This is a genomic window from Pandoraea eparura, from assembly GCF_902459725.1.
Lineage (GTDB): Bacteria > Pseudomonadota > Gammaproteobacteria > Burkholderiales > Burkholderiaceae > Pandoraea > Pandoraea eparura.
Map to the genome: position 1 here is coordinate 35,602 of NZ_CABPSH010000011.1, position 17,032 is coordinate 52,633.

12 protein-coding genes, 1 tRNA gene and 1 riboswitch are annotated in these 17,032 nt (G+C 64.6%); of the genes, 6 read left to right on the forward strand and 7 right to left on the reverse strand.

Going from position 1 to position 17,032, the window contains the following annotated elements:
* Positions 1 to 13: 13 nt before the first annotated feature.
* A complete protein-coding gene (locus PEP31012_RS18905) occupies positions 14 to 646 on the forward strand; it encodes a DUF1415 domain-containing protein (protein ID WP_150590926.1) in 633 nt (210 codons plus the stop codon).
* A 130-nt stretch (positions 647 to 776) separates the two neighbouring features.
* On the opposite strand, the gene PEP31012_RS18910 is transcribed toward PEP31012_RS18905, so the two are convergent.
* The 3 genes from PEP31012_RS18910 to PEP31012_RS18920 form a co-directional block, all read right to left on the reverse strand.
* Positions 777 to 852, reverse strand: a tRNA-Thr gene (locus PEP31012_RS18910).
* 212 nt (positions 853 to 1,064) lie between these two features.
* Positions 1,065 to 2,078 carry a class 1 fructose-bisphosphatase gene (locus PEP31012_RS18915; protein ID WP_150590847.1) on the reverse strand — a complete coding sequence of 338 codons (1,014 nt, stop codon included), beginning with the start codon at positions 2,076 to 2,078 and terminating at the stop codon, positions 1,065 to 1,067.
* Positions 2,079 to 2,326: 248 nt separating this feature from the next.
* Complete coding sequence (locus tag PEP31012_RS18920) at positions 2,327 to 3,610, reverse strand: aspartate carbamoyltransferase (RefSeq protein ID WP_150590848.1); 1,284 nt, start codon at positions 3,608 to 3,610, stop codon at positions 2,327 to 2,329.
* Positions 3,611 to 3,745: 135 nt separating this feature from the next.
* Between PEP31012_RS18920 and PEP31012_RS18925 the strand changes: the two genes are divergently transcribed.
* The 3 genes from PEP31012_RS18925 to PEP31012_RS18935 all read left to right on the forward strand — a co-directional run bounded on the left by PEP31012_RS18925 (position 3,746) and on the right by PEP31012_RS18935 (position 7,248).
* A complete protein-coding gene (locus PEP31012_RS18925) occupies positions 3,746 to 4,666 on the forward strand; it encodes a LysR substrate-binding domain-containing protein (RefSeq protein ID WP_150590849.1) in 921 nt (306 codons plus the stop codon).
* A 512-nt stretch (positions 4,667 to 5,178) separates the two neighbouring features.
* Positions 5,179 to 6,597, forward strand: a complete 1,419-nt coding sequence (locus tag PEP31012_RS18930; protein WP_150590850.1) for an MFS transporter — start codon at positions 5,179 to 5,181, stop codon at positions 6,595 to 6,597.
* A 57-nt stretch (positions 6,598 to 6,654) separates the two neighbouring features.
* Positions 6,655 to 7,248, forward strand: a complete 594-nt coding sequence (locus PEP31012_RS18935; RefSeq protein ID WP_150590851.1) for a class I SAM-dependent methyltransferase — start codon at positions 6,655 to 6,657, stop codon at positions 7,246 to 7,248.
* 34 nt (positions 7,249 to 7,282) lie between these two features.
* On the opposite strand, the gene PEP31012_RS18940 is transcribed toward PEP31012_RS18935, so the two are convergent.
* Positions 7,283 to 8,206, reverse strand: coding sequence for a LysR family transcriptional regulator (locus tag PEP31012_RS18940; RefSeq protein WP_150590852.1), 924 nt, complete (start codon positions 8,204 to 8,206; stop codon positions 7,283 to 7,285).
* Between the two features lie 135 nt (positions 8,207 to 8,341).
* On the opposite strand from PEP31012_RS18940, the gene metE reads away from it, so the two are divergent.
* Entirely contained in the window at positions 8,342 to 10,648 is a 2,307-nt protein-coding gene (metE, locus tag PEP31012_RS18945) for a 5-methyltetrahydropteroyltriglutamate--homocysteine S-methyltransferase (RefSeq protein WP_150590853.1), read from the forward strand.
* A gap of 121 nt (positions 10,649 to 10,769) precedes the next feature.
* Here metE and pepN read toward each other — a convergent pair whose 3' ends face one another.
* Positions 10,770 to 13,481: an aminopeptidase N gene (pepN, locus tag PEP31012_RS18950; RefSeq protein WP_150590854.1), complete on the reverse strand. Its 2,712-nt coding sequence runs from the start codon at positions 13,479 to 13,481 to the stop codon at positions 10,770 to 10,772.
* 202 nt (positions 13,482 to 13,683) lie between these two features.
* Between pepN and PEP31012_RS18955 the strand changes: the two genes are divergently transcribed.
* A complete protein-coding gene (locus PEP31012_RS18955; protein WP_174978307.1) occupies positions 13,684 to 14,292 on the forward strand; it encodes a DUF4136 domain-containing protein in 609 nt (202 codons plus the stop codon).
* 287 nt (positions 14,293 to 14,579) lie between these two features.
* On the opposite strand, the gene PEP31012_RS18960 is transcribed toward PEP31012_RS18955, so the two are convergent.
* Both PEP31012_RS18960 and guaD read right to left on the reverse strand, forming a co-directional pair.
* Positions 14,580 to 15,137: a TMEM165/GDT1 family protein gene (locus PEP31012_RS18960; RefSeq protein ID WP_150590927.1), complete on the reverse strand. Its 558-nt coding sequence runs from the start codon at positions 15,135 to 15,137 to the stop codon at positions 14,580 to 14,582.
* A gap of 16 nt (positions 15,138 to 15,153) precedes the next feature.
* Positions 15,154 to 15,338: riboswitch (yybP-ykoY riboswitch) on the reverse strand.
* A gap of 340 nt (positions 15,339 to 15,678) precedes the next feature.
* A complete protein-coding gene (gene guaD / locus PEP31012_RS18965) occupies positions 15,679 to 17,016 on the reverse strand; it encodes a guanine deaminase (protein ID WP_150590856.1) in 1,338 nt (445 codons plus the stop codon).
* Positions 17,017 to 17,032: the final 16 nt, after the last annotated feature.

A 17,032-nucleotide genomic window follows, 5' to 3' on the forward strand; every position in this document is an offset into this window, starting at 1 on the left:
AACCACCGACGCCATGCGCCCCTCGGTGGACGCTCAAGACCCCGAGGCCGTGATTGCGGCGACGCGCCATTGGCTGACTCGCGCGGTGATCGGGCTAAACCTTTGCCCGTTTGCGAAGGCCGTGCACGTCAAGGACCAGATTCGCTACGTCGTGAGCGCGGCGCGCGATGCACAGGGCGTGCTACTCGATCTCGAACGCGAGTTGCAGGGGTTGGCGCAGGCCGATCCGCAAGCCGTGGACACGACGTTGCTGATCATGCCGGGCGCGCTGCTCGATTTTCACGAGTACAACGACGCCTTGTTCTTCGCGCAGCGCATGCTCAAGTCGTTGCGTCTCGAAGGCGAATTGCAGATCGCGAGCTTTCATCCGGACTATCAATTCGAGGGCACGTCCCCGGACGACGTGGAGAATTACACGAACCGCTCGCCGTATCCGATATGGCATTTGCTGCGCGAGTCAAGCATCGATCGCGCCGTCGAGGCGTTCCCGGAGGCCGAGGTGATCTTCGAGCGCAACGAAGCCCTGATGCGGCAGATGGGCGTGGCGGGTTATCACGCGTGGATGGCACAGACGGCGGAGGATGAGGACGGGGCGAACGACAATGCGATCGGCGGTGCGGCCGATGATGCTCAAGAGAAGCGCTGAACGCTGGGGGATGTCTCGATCAATATCCGAACGAGAAAAACAAAAAAGCCGCGCGACAGATTCGGGCGGCTTTTTTGTTGACTGCTAAAGACTACGTCTTGCTTGCATGACCAGGGACTGAAGAAGTCGCTGGTGCCGGAGAGAGGAATCGAACCCCCGACCTTCTCATTACGAATGAGCTGCTCTACCGACTGAGCTACTCCGGCGCTGCGAAGAAGTGAGATAATAGCAGACTTTGCGCGCTTGTCACTACCTTTTCCAAAGATTTTTTACCGTCTCTGCGTAAGTTACGCGTAAATCTTTGAAATTTCAGACATTCCACGCTTTCGTCGTCGCGAAGCTATTTTCCCAATCGCACACTCGCGCCATGAGGTCTTCGCAACGACGATCATCCCGCCTTGTTCGGCCTCACTCAGTCTTATTTCGCGTCCGCTTCGTGGTGATAGCGCGTCACGCGCTCGACTTCATTCTTCGAGCCGAGGAACACAGCCACGCGTTCATGCAGCTTCTGCGGTTGAATCTCCAGGATGCGCTGCACGCCGTTCGTCGCCGCGCCGCCGGCCTGTTCGATCAGGAAGCTCATCGGGTTTGCTTCGTACATGATGCGCAGCTTGCCCGGCTTGTCCGGTTCGCGCTTGTCGGCCGGGTACATGAACACGCCACCGCGCGTGAGAATGCGATGCACGTCCGCCACCATCGAGGCGATCCAGCGCATGTTGAAGTCCTTGCCGCGCGCGCCTTCCTTGCCCTGCAGCAGTTCGTCGATGTAACGCTGCACCGGCGCATACCAATGACGCTCGTTCGACATGTTGATGGCGAACTCCTTGGTGTCCTCCGGAACGCGCATGCCTTCCTGCGTAAGCACCCACGAGCCCATCTCGCGATCGAGCGTGAAGCAGTTCACGCCGTGACCCGTCGTCAGCACCAGCACCGTTTGCGGACCATACACCGCATAGCCGGCCGCCACCTGTTGTGTGCCCGGCTGCAGGAAGTCCTTCTCGGTCGGATCCGTCACGCCATCCGGGCAACGCAGCACCGAGAAAATCGTGCCGATCGACACGTTCACGTCGATGTTCGACGAGCCGTCGAGCGGATCGAACATCAACAGATACTCGCCTTGCGGATAACGGTTCGGAATGTGGAAGACGTCTTCCATCTCTTCCGACGCCATCGCCGCCAGGTGCCCGCCCCATTCGTTCGCTTCGAGCATGATCTCGTTGGAGATCACGTCGAGCTTCTTCTGCACTTCGCCCTGTACGTTCTCGCTGCCGGCACTGCCCAGCACGCCGCCAAGCGCGCCCTTGGACACGGCATGGCTGATCGACTTGCACGCGCGCGCGACCACTTCGATCAGCAGACGCAGCTCGGCAGGAATATTGTCGAACTCCCGCTGCTGTTCGATGAGATATTGGGTTAGGGTCTTGCGCCGCATGTGGGCCTCCGGGAAAGCAAAAAAGCGTACCAATTCGAGATGGACGCAATTTTACTCGTAAAGACACACGGCCCCCGCGAAAAATCCTTGGGGGCAGTGCAATATCGGGTTTGGCTGATGCGCGGCTCAGCGTGATCCGAGGGCGGGCCGAGCACTATCCGAACATCAGAAGGGGCGCCGCACGTGGGTTGCGCGCAATCCACAGGGAATCCGCGCGTTGGCCGGGCGAGCGCGGATCGATCCGTCGATCAGTCGAGACCGTCGAACAGCGCGTCGTCCGGGCCGATGTGCGACGGCGAACGCCAGGCAGCGTCGCGCATGCTGTGCTGCACTTGCTTGTCCACGCCGAGCAGAATCGCGAAGATCGCCATGCGCACCGGAATGCCGTTGTCGGTCTGGCGGAAGATCGCCAGGCGCGGATCGTGATTCAGGTCGGTCGACAGATCGTTGGCGCCCGGCCGGCTGTCGCGCGGCAGCGGGTGCATGATGATCGTGCGGGCGTCGCAATACTGATTGATCAGTGCCTCGTTGATCTGGAAGTCCGGCGTGTAGCCCTCGATGGCCTCGTCGGCAAAGCGCTCCTTCTGGATGCGTGTGGCGTAGACCACATCGGCACCCTTCAGATCGGCCAGCGAGTGGCTCTGCGCGATCACATGGCCGTTCTGCGAGATCTGATCGAGAATGTACGTCGGCATTTCCAGCGACGGCGGCGAGATCAACGTAAACTTCAGGCCGCGGTACAGCGCGAGCAGCTTGATGAGCGAGTGCACCGTGCGGCCATAGCGCAAGTCGCCGACCATCGCGACGTGGGCGCCGTCGACCAACTTGCCCAGACGCGAGAATTCGCGCCCGATCGTGTACAGGTCGAGAATTGCCTGACTTGGGTGCTCGCCTGGGCCGTCGCCGCCGTTGATCACGGGAATGTTGGTGGCGCGGGCAAATTCGGCGACCGAGCCCTTTTCGGGGTGACGCACGACGAGCGCGTCGACGTATCCGCTCATCACGCGGCTCGTGTCGTAGATCGATTCGCCCTTGGCCATCGACGAGAACGTGAAGCCCGTCGTATCGCACACCGAGCCGCCCAGACGACAGAAGGCCGCGCCGAAGCTCACGCGGGTGCGCGTGCTGGCTTCGAAGAACAGATTGCCGAGCACCGCGCCTTCGAGCACGCGCGAGATCTTTTGACGGCGCGCAATCGGTTGCATGATATCGGCGACGTGGAACAGGGCTTCGAGCGAATCGCGCGAGAACTGGTCGACCGAGATGAGATGCGGCTTGCCGTCGAGGCCCATGCGTTCACGCAGCGGTTTGTGTGCGCTTTGCGTAGATTCGGAGGACGGTGCTTCACGACCGAGGATTTCGCCGACGAATTTCTCCACAATGCTCGGCATCGTGCGATATTCGCTCGAGTCCTCCGGCAGCAGCCAGGTGTCGAGGGCGCGCCGGCGAACACCGATGCGCTCGGCGAAGCTGTCGCGGGTCATGTTCAGGCGACGCATCGCGTCGCGCAGGAAAGTCTGCTGTGCACTCATGGTCGGGTCGGCAGGGAGGTGTACGCGATGCGTATAATAGGCGCCGATTCGTTGTTTGTCCAGCAAAAGACGTGCCCCGCGCGGGGCCACGCCAGCCGGGCGTTTCCGGCATTTTCGGCGTATTGCCGTCAGGGTATGGAAAACCTTCTCCGCAAGCTAGACCTCACCTCGTTACGCCTTTTCGTGGCCGTGTGCCAGGAGCGGAGTATGGCGCGTGCCGCCGAGCGCGAATTCATTGCGCCGTCGGCGATCAGCCGGCGCATTGCCGACATCGAGGCGATCGTCGGCCTCCCGCTCATCCAGCGTCATCAACGCGGCATTACCGTCACGCCGGTCGGCGAGACGGTGCGCCGCTACGCCGAACACATTCTCGGCACCATCGAATCGCTGGGGGCGGAGTTGTCGCAGTTCCACGAAGGGGCGCGCGGCAGCGTGCGCATGGCGGCGAACCTGTCGGCCATCGTACAGTTTCTGCCGGAAGATCTCGCCGCGTTCGGTCGCGTGTTTTCCGCCGTGGACGTCGAACTCGACGAACAGCACAGCAACGAAGTGCTCCAGCGCGTGGCCGAGCGGGCGGTGGACGTGGGGATCTGCAACGCCGTCGAAGGCATCGAGGCGTTCACGATGGTGCCGTACCGCCGCGACCGGCTCGCCGTGATTCTGCCCGTCGGGCATCCGCTGGCCGCGCGCACGGGCGAGATTCCGTTCGCCGCTTGCGCGGGCGAGACGCTGGTGGGCCTTCAAGGCAACAGCGCACTCACGCAGTTGCTGCGCCAGCAGGCGAGCGCGGCGGGAACGCCGTTGCGGATCAAGATTCGCGTGTCCAGTCTCGACGCGTTGTGCCGCATGGCGCATGCGGGTCTCGGCATTGCCATCGCGCCCGAGCAGGTCGGTCAACTCTACGTGGGCAAGCTCGATGTGGTCGTGCGCCCGCTGACCGACGAATGGGCGCATCGCCAGCTCTGGCTCGTGTTCCCCTCGCGCGAGCAGTTGAGCGCGACGGCGGCCGCCGTGGTGAATTTCCTCGCTCAAGGGCAGGCGGGATCCGGGCTGTAACGGAAACTCGCGACGCGCGAAGGCCTTTCATCGGCTCGTCGGCGGCACACCGGCGGCCCGAGGCGCCCCCGCAACGGCTCACGCCGACGCGCAGGACCGGCGATCCGCCGCGCGCGCCTCACTTCGCAAACGGTCACGCCGGCCTTGCCAAGACGGCACGGCAGGGCGCAAACCGCGTCGCTATGCTGTCTTCGGGAGCACGGCCCGGCAGCGACGTTCGTTTCGGTGGCTGCATTCGGTTCCTGTCCGACGTTCCGGTCATCGTGCGCGGTGCGCGGACTTGATGAATATCGCCATTTTTCGTAGTACGTGGCAAAGCTGACAGGCGCGGTGTCATTCGTGGCACATTTTCGCCCCCTTGCCTGTCGATTCGTGGTGTATCCGATGCGCCGGCCACGGCTCGTCTGGCGATTGCCTGCCAGCCGGTCGGCCAGAACGCGTCGGACAATGATCTGTTCGGCCATGACCGAACGGGCCCGGAGACGATTTCCATGCTATCCCCTGACGCTTCAATGCCTTCCATGCCTCGCGCCGCCCAAGCCCCCGCGGCGGCAACTCGCCTGAGCGCCGGCGATATTTCCGCCCGCCTCGACCGTCTGCCCCCGACACGCACCGTCTGGAAACTGGTGGTGCTGCTCAGTCTCGGCTTCTTCTTCGAACTCTACGACCTGCTCTACACGGGCTACGTTGCGCCGGGGCTGGTGAAAAGCGGCATCCTGACGCCCACGACGCAGGGCCTGTTCGGTATGACTGGCGTGGCAAGCTTCATCGCCGCGCTGTTCACCGGGCTGTTCATCGGCACCATCGCCTGCGGCTTTCTCGCCGACCGGTTCGGCCGCCGCGCCGTGTTCACCGGCTCGCTGCTCTGGTACACGGTGGCCAACGTCATCATGGCGTTCCAGGACACCGCCACGGGCCTCAACTTCTGGCGCTTCGTGGTGGGCCTCGGCATCGGCGTGGAGCTGGTGACGATCGGCACCTATATCGCCGAACTCGTGCCCAAGCAGATTCGCGGCCGGGCATTCGCGTGCGAACAGGCGGTCGGCTTCACTGCGGTGCCGGTCGTTGCGCTGCTCGCCTACTGGCTTGTGCCGCGCGAGTTCCTTGGCCTGGAGGGCTGGCGCTGGGTGGTGCTCATCGGCGCCCACGGCGCGGTGTTCATCTGGTGGATTCGTCGTGCGCTGCCGGAGAGCCCGCGCTGGCTGGCCCAAAAGGGACGTCTCGACGAGGCGGACCGCGTCCTCTGCGAACTGGAAGCGAAGGTCGCCCGCGAATACGGCAAGCCGCTGCCGCTCCCGGGCAAGCCGGAGCAGGTCGTGCCGAAGGGCGCGTTTCGCGACATGTGGGTGCCGCCATATCGCAAGCGCGCCATCATGATGATTCTGTTCAACATCTTCCAGACGGTCGGCTTCTATGGCTTCGCCAACTGGGTGCCGACGCTGCTCATCAAACAGGGGATTACCGTGACGACGAGTCTGGCATACGCCAGCGTGATCGCACTGGCCGCCCCCGTGGGTCCGCTGATCGGGCTGTGGATGGCCGACAAGGTTGAGCGCAAGCACGCGATCGTGTGGACGGCCGGCATCGGTATCGTGTGCGGCATCGCGTTCTCGCAGGTGACGTCGTCGTTCCTGCTCGTGGCGATGGGCATCGGCCTGACGCTCGCGAACAACATCATGTCTTACAGCTATCACGCGTATCAGACCGAACTGTTCCCCACCGGGATTCGGGCGCGCGCCGTCGGCTTCGTCTATTCGTGGAGCCGCTTCTCTGCGATCTTCACGGCGTTCCTGATCGCCGCCGCGCTGCGCCATTTCGGGGTGACCGGGGTGTTCGTGTTCATCTCCTGTGCGATGCTGATCGTCATGCTCGCCATCGGCCTGATGGGCCCGCGCACGCGTGACATCGCGCTGGAGAAGATCTCGCAGTAAGGCATAGCGCCGCGCGCTGACGCAGTCATTCCCCGCTTGCTTCCGGAGTCGCCGATCATGACGGATCTGCAAACAGCAGCGGCCTACGAGGCCAACGCCGTTCGTTACAACGAGGACTGGCGCAACCAGCCGCCGCCGGACGACATGTACGCATTGCTGGTGCGCCATTTCGTCCCCGGTGGACGCACGATCGATGTGGGCTGCGGCAACGGACGCGATGCCGCCTGGCTCGCGCAGCAAGGGTTCGACGTGGTGGGCTACGACAGTTCGTCAGCACTGGTCGAGCTGGCGCGTCAATCGTTTCCGTCGGTGACGTTTCACGTCGGGCACCTCCCGGGACTGGAAGGCGTGACGGCGCAGTTCGATAACGTGGTGTGCGAGACGGTGCTGATGCATCTGCCCGCGAATGAAGTGCCGCAGGCGGCCGTCCGGCTCTGGGCGCTCGTGCGTCCTGGGGGCGTGCTTTACGTTTCATGGCGCGTCACCGAGGGTGACGATCTTCGCCATGCAGACGGACGGCTCTATAGTGCCTTCTCGCCCGACGTGGTGCGCGCTGCCCTTCACGGCGGCGTTGCCTTGCACGAGGAAGACGTCACCAGCGCGAGTTCCGGTAAGCGAGTGTGCCGTCTGGTCGTACGGTGCCCGGCCTGACACCGGGCATGGCGATTGACCGCGCGACGCCGTATCAGAGCAATTCGATTTCCGCCAGCGTGAGCAGGCTCGTCTCGCGCATGAGCGAGACGAACTCGCCGATATAGGGACGCGTGGTGATCGCCGGCAATGTTGCCGCCCAGAGTTCCGCGGTGAGCCCTTGCGGCGTGATCGGGCGCGCGCTTACATAGCGTCGCTCGAGATATCCCGACACGGCCCACAGCGGCAGAGCCGCCAGCCCGCGGCGGCTCGCCACCAGTTGCAGAATCGCCACCGTCAACTCGGTGGTGCGGCGTGTCGGCTCGATCCCTGCGGGACGCAGCACCTGACGCACGATATCGAGCATGTCGTCGGGCACGGGATAGGTGATGAGCGTTTCGTCACGGAAGTCTACGGCGTCGAGATACGGTTTGCCGGCGAGCGGATGGTCGTTCGCCATGAGCGCCATCATCTGGAAACGGAACAGCGGGTGGAAGTCGACCGCCTCGCCTTCCTCACGTTCGGAAATGATCGCCAGATCGGCGCGGTCCTGATGCAACAGCCCGATGGGGTCGGCATGAAAGCCCGACACGATATCGAGTTCGACTTCCGGCCAGCGTTGCCGGAAGGCATCCATCGCGGGCATCAGCCAATCGAAACACGTGTGGCATTCGACCGCGATGCGCAGCGTGCCCTGGGTGCCTTGTGCAAGCCGCGTGAGGTCGCGGCCCGCTTCGTCGAGCGCCGGTACGACTTCTTCCGCCAACGCCAGCAGCCGCTTGCCCGCAGCGGTGAACACCAGCGGCGACGACTTGCGCACGAACAGCGGCAAGCCATAGAAATCTTCCAATGCCTTGATCTGATGCGAGAGCGCCGACTGCGTCAGGTGCAGCCACAACGCCGCACGCGAAACGCTGCCCGTATCGCGCAGCGCGAGCAACGTCTGCAGATGGCGTAGTTCGATGGGGGTACGTTGCATGAATAAAATTAATAATAAATGGCAAAAACTTTCGTTTGAATAATACACGGATGGCCCGGATACTGCCAGCCTGGACGGGCATTGCCCGTAGACGACGACTTCGCGACATCGCACGCTTCCCGGAAGGACACCCCCATGGCTCAGGCCCACGTACTCGGATTGCCGCGCATCGGCGTACACCGTGAACTCAAATTCGCCGTCGAGGCGTTCTGGCGCGGCGAGATGAGCGCCACGGCGTTGCAGGAGACCGGACGGCAGATTCGCGCGGCCAACCGGCGCGCGCAGCGCAAGGCGGGGCTCGACTGGATCACCGTTGGCGACTTCCATTGGTACGACCACGTGCTCTCGACGCTGGCGCTCGTCGGCGGGCTGCCGGCGCGTTTTGGCCGGGCGCCCGCAGCGCTGAGCCTCGACGACTACTTCGTCGCTGCGCGGGGCGATGCTGGTCAAAGCGCGATGGAAATGACGAAGTGGTTCGATACGAATTACCACTATCTCGTGCCGGAATACTCGCCGCAGACGCGTTTCGGCGAGGGCACCGAGTGGCTGTTCGACGACGTGGCGGAAGCGCTGGCCGAGGGCGGAAGCGTCAAGCCGGTATTGCTCGGCCCGCTTTCGCTCCTGTACCTGGGCAAAGAGAAGAACGGCCTGGCCGACCGTCTCTCGTTGCTGCCCGACCTGCTCACGCAATATGAGCGGGTGTTGGCGCGCCTGAAGACGCAGGGCGTGACATGGGTGCAGATCGACGAGCCGATCCTGGCGCTCGACCTGCCCGAGCCGTGGCGCGACGCCTTCACGTCTGTGTATCACCGTCTCGTGCCCATCGCCCCATCATTGCTGCTCGCCACGTACTTTGGCGATGTCAGCGAGCACGCGGCGCTGCTGGCGGCGTTGCCCGTGGCCGGGGTGCATCTCGACGGCGTGTGTGCACCGAAGCAACTCGACACATTCGTCGCGCAGTGGCCGCAACAGAAGGTGCTGTCTGTGGGGGTGGTCGATAGCCGAAACGTCTGGCGTTGCGATCTGACGAAGGCGAGGGCGCTGCTCGCGCCGTTGGCGGATGCGCTCGGGGAACGGCTGTGGGTGGCGTCGAGCGGCTCGCTGATGCACTGCCCGGTCGATCTGGCGAGCGAGGGGCGTTTGGACAAGCAAGTGCGCACTTGGCTCGCCTTTGCCGTGCAGAAGCTTGCTGAAGTAGCGCTGCTGCGCCGCTCGCTGGACGCTGCGGCGTTCGCGAGCGCCGACGTAAGCGCCGCCTTCGTCGCCGATGCCACCGCGCAGGCCGCGCGCCGGACGTCGCCGCGCATTCACAACAGCTTGGTGCAAAAGCGTCTGGCGGCGCTCACCGACGCGCACGCGCGCCGTGCGTCCGACTACCCAACGCGTGCCAGCGCTCAGCGCGCGTGGCTCAAGCTGCCCGTACTGCCGACGACGACCATCGGATCGTTCCCGCAGACGTCGGCGATTCGTCGGGCGCGTGCCGACTTCAAGCGACGCGCGCTGTCGCATCTCGATTACCTGGAGACGATGCGTGCGCAGATTCGTCTGGCCGTCGAGCGGCAGGAAGCCTATGGGCTCGACGTGCTCGTGCACGGCGAGGCCGAACGTAACGACATGGTCGAGTACTTCGGCGATCTGCTGTGGGGCTTCGTGATCACCGAGCAAGGCTGGGTGCAGAGCTACGGTTCGCGCTGCGTGAAGCCGCCGGTGATCTATGGCGACGTGTACCTGCCCGAGCCGATGACCGTCACGTGGAGCGCTTACGCGCAGCAACTGACCGACAAGCCGGTCAAGGGCATGCTGACCGGGCCGGTAACGATGCTGCAATGGTCGTTTGTGCGCGACGACCAGCCGCGCGAACGCACGGCGTTGCAGATTGCGCTGGCGCTGCGCGAGGAAGTGGCGGCGCTGGAAAAGGCGGGCGTGCGGGTGATTCAGATCGACGAACCTGCGTTGCGTGAGGGGCTGCCGCTGCGCGAGCGCGATTGGCCGTCGTATCTGGCTTGGGCGGTGCATGCGTATCGCGTGTGCTCGTCGGGCGTGGCCGACGACACGCAGATCCACACGCATATGTGCTATTCGGCATTCCACGACATTCTGCCGTCGATTGCGGCGCTCGATGCCGACGTGATCTCCATCGAGACCACGCGCTCCGACATGGAACTGCTTGGCGCCTTCGAAGCCTTCGCGTATCCGAACGAGATCGGCCCCGGCGTGTACGACACTCACTCGCCGCGCGTGCCGTCGCAGGCGGAAATGGAGCGTCTGATCGAGGCGGCGCTCGCTCGCATTCCAGCCGAGCGTCTGTGGATCAATCCCGACTGCGGTCTGAAGACCCGAGACTGGGCGCAGGTCGATAGCGCGTTGACGAATATGGTCGCCGCCGCGAATGCCGTGCGCAAGCGTCTGTCGGCGGGGCAGCGGCCGGCGCTGGCTGCCTGACGTCGCCGTCATCTCCTGCATGGGGTATTCCCGACAAAACAAAACGCCGCCGATGCAGGGGCGCATCGGCGGCGTTTCTTGCTTTGCGGGGCCGGTCAGCCCAGGTCAGCTCAGGTCAAGCTCAGGCGAGCGATTTTTCGACGATCTCGCGCACATCCTTCGACAGTGCCGCGTGCTGAGCGACTTGCTGCAACGCCTCACGCATGCGCTCGCGCAGGGCCGGCGTGTATTTGCGCCAGCGGTCGAGCACGCGAGCCAGCCGGGCGGCCACCTGCGGGTTCAGCGCGTCGAGCGCGAGGACCTGCTCGACCCAGAATCGATAACCGGAACCGTCGGCCGCATGGAACTGCGCAGGATTGCCGCTGCAGAAGCTGAAAATCAGCGAACGCGCGCGGTTGGGGTTCTTCAGCGTGAAGGCCGGATGCGCCATGAGGGCGCGCACGGCGTCGATCACGCAATGGCTGCCGTCGCCGCGTTGCATGGCTTGCAGCGCGAACCACTTGTCGATGGCGAGCGGCTCGTGCTCGAAGCGCTGATAGAAGTCCGCCAGCGCTTCGGCGGCGTGGTTCGACCCATGCGCCGCATCGCTTTCGCGCGCGGCGCCGCCGCGTTGCACGAGGGCGGTGAGCGCGGAGAAACGGTCCGTCATGTTGTCGGCCGAGTCGTACTGGGTGCGGGCGGTCTGGGCCACGGCGGCATCCGACAGTTCCATCAGGTACGACAGCGCAAGGTTCTTCAGCGCGCGCTCGCCGGCCGAGGCGGCGTCTGGACGGTAGGCGCCCGGCACGCGATGGTTGTGATACGCCGCGAGCCACTCGGTATGCAGCGACGCCGCCAGACGCTGACGCAGATACTGGCGCGCGGCGTGAATGGCGGCGGGGTCGATTTCCGTCATCTGCTCGCCGAGGTACGACTCGGCCGGCAGCGTGAGCGCCTGGGCGCGGAAGGCCGGGTCGAGCGTTTCGTCGCGCAGCACCTGGCGGAAGGCTTCAAGCACATAGCTGTCTACGCTCGGCAACTGGCCCATCTGAATCGATTCGACGAGCGCCAGCAACTGGCGCGTTGCCAGCCGTTGCCCCGCTTCCCAGCGGTTGAACGGATCGCTGTCGTGCGCCATCAGGAATGCGAGTTCATCGATGGTGGACTCGTACTCGACGATCACCGGCGCCGAGAAGCCGCGCAGCAGCGACGGCATCGGGTTGTGCGGCACGTCGACGAACGTAAAGCTTTGCCGTTCCTGCGTGAAGTCGAGCACATGCGTGGTGGCCGCCGGCGCATCGGTGGCCTCGCCGGCCAGTCGCACCGCCATGTCGCGACCGTCGCGATCGAGCAGGCCGACGGCGAACGGGATGTGGAATGGCTGCTTGACGAGCGTGCTGTCCTGCAGCTCCACGCCGACCTTCGGGCAGCGCTGGGCGAGCGTGAGTGTATAGGTGCGCGCGGCCTCGTCATAGGCGGCTTCGACCGTCACGCGCGGGGTGCCGGCCTGGCTGTACCAGCGGCCGAACTGCGTGAGATCGCGTTGATTGGCATCGGCCATCGCGGCGCGGAACTCGTCGCACGTCACTGCCTGGCCGTCGTGACGCTCGAAGTACAGGTCCATACCCCGGCGGAAGCCGTCGCGCCCGAGCAGTGTCTGATACATGCGCACAACTTCGGCGCCCTTCTCGTAGACGGTGACCGTATAGAAGTTGTTGATTTCGACGTAGCTCTCGGGGCGCACCGGGTGCGCCATCGGGCCGGCGTCTTCCGGGAACTGGGCCTGCCGCAGCACGCGCACGTCATCGATGCGCTTGACGGCGCGGCCCGATTCGGAGCCCATCATGTCGGCCGAGAACTCCTGATCGCGGAACACGGTCAGGCCTTCCTTCAGGCTCAACTGGAACCAGTCGCGGCAAGTCACGCGATTGCCGGTCCAGTTGTGGAAGTACTCGTGGCCCACCACGGCTTCGATGTTGCCGAAGTCGTCGTCGGTCGCGGTGGCGGCATCGGCCAGCACATACTTCGTATTGAAGATGTTCAGGCCCTTGTTCTCCATCGCGCCCATGTTGAAGTCGCTCACGGCCACGATCATGAAGCGGTCGAGATCGAGCACGCGGCCGAAGCGCTGCTCGTCCCAACGGATCGAGTTGATCAGCGAATCCATCGCATGTTGCGTCTTCTCCAGATCGTGCGGCTGCACCCAGACCTGAAGCAGCTTCTCGCGGCCGTCGCCGGCCACGAGGCGCGCCTCACGGCACACCAGCCGGCCGGCGACCAGCGCGAACAGGTAGCTGGGTTTCTTGAACGGGTCGTCCCAGACGGCGAAGTGACGGCCGTGGGGCAGATCGCCCTGGTCGATCAGGTTGCCGTTGGCCAGCAACACCGGATACGCCTCGCGATCGGCGCGCAGCGTCACGGTGTACGTCGCCATCACATCCGGACGGTCGAGGAAGTACGTGATCTTGCGAAAGCCCTCGGCTTCGCATTGCGTGAAGAAGTTGCCGCCCGAGACGTACAGCCCCATGAGCGACGTGTTTTCCTGCGGGCGGCAGCGCGTGACGAGCGTGAGTTCGAACGCCTCGGGCGGCGCGTCGACCGTCAGCGTTTCCTCGCCGATGCGATAGTCGGGCCAGGGCTTGCCGTCGAGTGAGAGGCTCACCAGTTGCAGGCCTTGGCCCACCAGTTCGAGCGCGCCGCCGGGACCGGCCGGGTTGCGGCGGATGCGCAGTCGGCTGGTCACGGTGGTGACGTCGGGGGCGAGGTCGAAGTCGAGTTGGACGGTGTCGATCAGATACGCCGGGGGCGTATAGTCGGAGCGTTGGATGACGCCTGCGAGGTCGGTTCTGAGCATGGACGGTGTTTTGCGGACGGCCAAGGATGGGTAAATTGTAACGGAGTGGCGGGGCGTTCGCGTTCGCGCATGCGATTTGCTGAATTTTGCTTCCGTGTTGGCGTCAAAGTTGTCGGATGTGCGCGTTGTGGCGTCCTGTGCTTAAATCGGCGCGAGCGGCGCACAGCGGTGTGCCTTTGGCCTTTCAATGGAGCAGTCGATCATGGGGAAACGATGGGCCTTGGCGACGCTGGCCGTCGTCAGCGTCTTGCTGGCGGGGTGCGCCAGCACGGTCACGAGCCAGGTGACTGCGTTCGGCGATGCACCGGGTTTTGATGGCCCGCGGACTTACGCGCTCACGCGCACGCCCGAACAGCAGAACAATCAAGAGCACGCGACTTACGAGCAGTGGCTGCGCACGCGTCTGGCCGGAGACGGCTTCAGCGAGCGGAGCCCGTCGAGTGCGCACTACCTGATCGGGATGACTTACGGTATCACCCAGCAGATGATGCGTGTGACCGAACCGGTCTACGATCCGATGTTTGCGCCCGCCCCATGGGGGCCTTGGGGACGTCCATGGGGCGGATATGGCTATCCGTTCGGTGCGCCGCCGGCGTACGTCGAGCGCAGTTATCCGTATGGGCTGGCCGGTTTGCAGTTGCGCTTCACGGACCGGGCGAGCGGCAAGGAAGTCTACCGCGTGCAGGCCAACACCAGCGACGCGGGCACGTCGCTCGCCTCCGCCATGCCATACCTGATTGACGCCGCGCTCGGGCAGTTGCCGTTCCCGAGCGGGCGCACGGTCAATGTCGAGCAGAAGGTCGGGCGCTAGGCGGAGATCGGGCCGGTAGCGGACAGCAAGCGGAAAGGAAGCCGACAGGAAGCCGACAGGAAGCGGGCAGGAAGCGGGCAGGAAGCGGGCAGGAAGCGGACAGGAAGCGGACAGGAAGCGGACAGGAAGCGGGCCGGTACCAGGGCAGATACCGACCAGACGTCGGTCGGACATCCAGAGGTCAGGCCGGGGCCCAGACGTGAAGCCGACGAACGGCAAGCGAGTGTCTCGCGCCGAGGCGAAGCGATGCGTCATCGAGACGTGCGCCTTGCCTCGGCGTTTGCTGTTTACTGCAGCAGCGTGATGATGCCGAGCACCGCGAAGATCACGGCGGCGACGGCGTGTACGGCCTTGGTCGGCAGACGGCCGGCGAATTTGTGGCCCACGAGCACGGCCGGCACGTTGGCCAGCATCATGCCGAGCGTGGTGCCGGCCACCACGCCGAAGAAGTCCTGGTAGCGCGCGGCGAGCATCACCGTGGCGATCTGCGTCTTGTCGCCCATCTCGGCGATGAAGAACGTGAAGACGGTCGTCACGAACACGCCGAACTTGCGGCGCGTGGTGGTCTCGTCGTCGTCGAGCTTGTCGGGGATGAGAATCCAGATTGCCATGCCGAGGAACGACGCGACGACGGCCCACTTCATGATGACCGGACTGATCGCCGTGGCGAGCCATTCGCCGACGGCGCCGGCAAAGCCGTGATTGACGAGCGTGGCGACGAGAATACCGAGGATGATCGGCACGGGCTTCTTGAAGCGCGCGGCGAGCACGAGGGACAGCAGTTGGGTTTTGTCGCCGATTTCGGCGAGGGCGACTACGCCGGTCGAGACGAGGAAAGGGGACATCTTGTTATGAATCTCCGCCGGGCCGTGAATGCGCGAGCCAATGACCATGCGTCCCGGCCCGGATGGCGGAAGCATCGTCATCGGTCTCGCCAGGCCCGAGGGCTGCGCACGCCATAGCCGGAACCGGCCAAGTCTGTTGACGTACGCCCCTGTCGATGACATGTGTCCCTGACAGGGCGGCTACTCCCCAATGAATCGGAGCGGATTATAGCATTCGTCGCGTGACGAGGGCATGACGGGGTTGGGTTGGCCGCTGAATTGGCTCTTGATGAGCACCTGACGGGCGTATGCCGGGCATGGAAAAAAGGGCAGCCGATTGGCTGCCCAAGGAGATCCCCGGCCGCATGCCCCTTGCGCGCGACCGGTGACCGCGAGGGAACGCGCGTCGAGCCAAGGCGACGGCGCGCGTTCTCTCGCGTAAGTCGTGACGCTCCGTGATGTCTCGCAGCGTCTCGAATGTCTCAAACGTCTCGGACGTCTCGAGCGCCCCAAACGCCCAAACGCCCGAACGTCCGTGCGGGCGCCAGGCGCGCTTGGCGCGTCAACGCGTCAACGCGTCAGCGCGGCGATGCACCGGCTGGCCGGCGGCGTAGGTCGTGGCGATGGCACGATCGTCGCCGAGCATGGCGAATGCGAACAGTAGCTCTTCGAGCGACTCGGCCAGTGCCGTGCGACGGGCGAGCAGGGGCGTGGCCTTCGGGTCGAGCACCACGAAATCGGCCTCCGCGCCCACGGCCAGCGTGCCGATGGTGCCGTGCAGATCCAGCGCGTGCGCGGCGCCTTCGGTGGCCAGATAGAACATGCGTTCGGCCGAGAGGTGATAGCCCGACAACCGCGCCACCTTGTGGGCCTCGTTCATCGTCTGCAACATCGAGAAGGTCGAGCCGCCGCCGACGTCGGTCGCGAGCGTCACCGGCATGCGGCTCGCTTCGGCCGCAGCGAAGTCGAACAGGCCGCTCCCGAGGAACTGGTTCGACGTTGGGCAGTGCGCGGCGACGGTGCCCGTCTCGAACATGCGGCGACGATCATGCTCGTCGAGCCAGATGCAATGGCCGTACACGGCGCGCTTGCGCAGCAGCTTGTAGTGGTCGTACACGTCGAGGTAGCTGCGGTGCCCCGGAAACAGCGAGCGCACCCATTCGACCTCGTCGGTGTTTTCGGCCACGTGGCTCTGGATGAACACGTCTTGGTACTGCGTGGCGAGTTCGCCGCAAACGCCCAACTGGGCTTCGGTCGATGTCGGCGCGAAGCGTGGCGTAAGCGCGTAGAGCTGGCGTCCCTGGTTGTGCCAGCGCTGAATCAGCGCCTCGCTGTCGCGCGCGCCGCTCTCGGCCGTGTCGCGCAGGAAGTCGGGGCAGTTGCGATCCATCATCACCTTGCCGGCGATCATGCGCAGATTGCGCGCGTCGCTGGCCTTGAAGAACGCATCGACCGAGCCGGGATGCACCGTGCAGTACACGAGCGCGCTCGTGGTGCCGACGCGCAGCAGCTCGTCGAGGAAGAACTGTGCGACATCGGCCGCGTACGCCGGATTCTCGAACCGGCGCTCGGTCGGAAACGTGTACCTCTCGAGCCACGGCAGCAGCCCCGGCGCGGGCGACGCGATCATGTCCGTCTGCGGATAGTGGATGTGCGTGTCAATGAAGCCGGGCGTGACGACCTTGTCGCGCAGATCGTCGATCGGCGTGCCGTCGGGCAGCGTGGGCGCCACCGTGGCGTAGTCGCCGACGGCGGTGATGCGGCCATTCTCGAAGGCGATGAGGCCGTCGGTATGGTGCACGGTGCCGGGCGAGCCGTCGAGGTAGGCGCGCGACGGATCGTGCGTGAAGTAGACCAGTTGCGCGCGCACGGCGCGCAGGGCTTGGTGTGTCGTGGACATGTACAGGGTCCTTGCG

Bases quoted from the DNA above. Each gene is read 5' to 3' on its own strand.
- PEP31012_RS18905 (WP_150590926.1), top strand. From the start codon at position 14: ATGCGCCCCTCGGTGGACGCTCAAGACCCCGAGGCCGTGATTGCGGCG.
- PEP31012_RS18915 (WP_150590847.1), bottom strand. From the start codon at position 2,078: ATGCGGCGCAAGACCCTAACCCAATATCTCATCGAACAGCAGCGGGAG.
- PEP31012_RS18920 (WP_150590848.1), bottom strand. From the start codon at position 3,610: ATGAGTGCACAGCAGACTTTCCTGCGCGACGCGATGCGTCGCCTGAAC.
- PEP31012_RS18925 (WP_150590849.1), top strand. From the start codon at position 3,746: ATGGAAAACCTTCTCCGCAAGCTAGACCTCACCTCGTTACGCCTTTTC.
- PEP31012_RS18930 (WP_150590850.1), top strand. From the start codon at position 5,179: ATGCCTTCCATGCCTCGCGCCGCCCAAGCCCCCGCGGCGGCAACTCGC.
- PEP31012_RS18935 (WP_150590851.1), top strand. From the start codon at position 6,655: ATGACGGATCTGCAAACAGCAGCGGCCTACGAGGCCAACGCCGTTCGT.
- PEP31012_RS18940 (WP_150590852.1), bottom strand. From the start codon at position 8,206: ATGCAACGTACCCCCATCGAACTACGCCATCTGCAGACGTTGCTCGCG.
- metE (WP_150590853.1), top strand. From the start codon at position 8,342: ATGGCTCAGGCCCACGTACTCGGATTGCCGCGCATCGGCGTACACCGT.
- pepN (WP_150590854.1), bottom strand. From the start codon at position 13,481: ATGCTCAGAACCGACCTCGCAGGCGTCATCCAACGCTCCGACTATACG.
- PEP31012_RS18955 (WP_174978307.1), top strand. From the start codon at position 13,684: ATGGGGAAACGATGGGCCTTGGCGACGCTGGCCGTCGTCAGCGTCTTG.
- PEP31012_RS18960 (WP_150590927.1), bottom strand. From the start codon at position 15,137: ATGTCCCCTTTCCTCGTCTCGACCGGCGTAGTCGCCCTCGCCGAAATC.
- guaD (WP_150590856.1), bottom strand. From the start codon at position 17,016: ATGTCCACGACACACCAAGCCCTGCGCGCCGTGCGCGCGCAACTGGTC.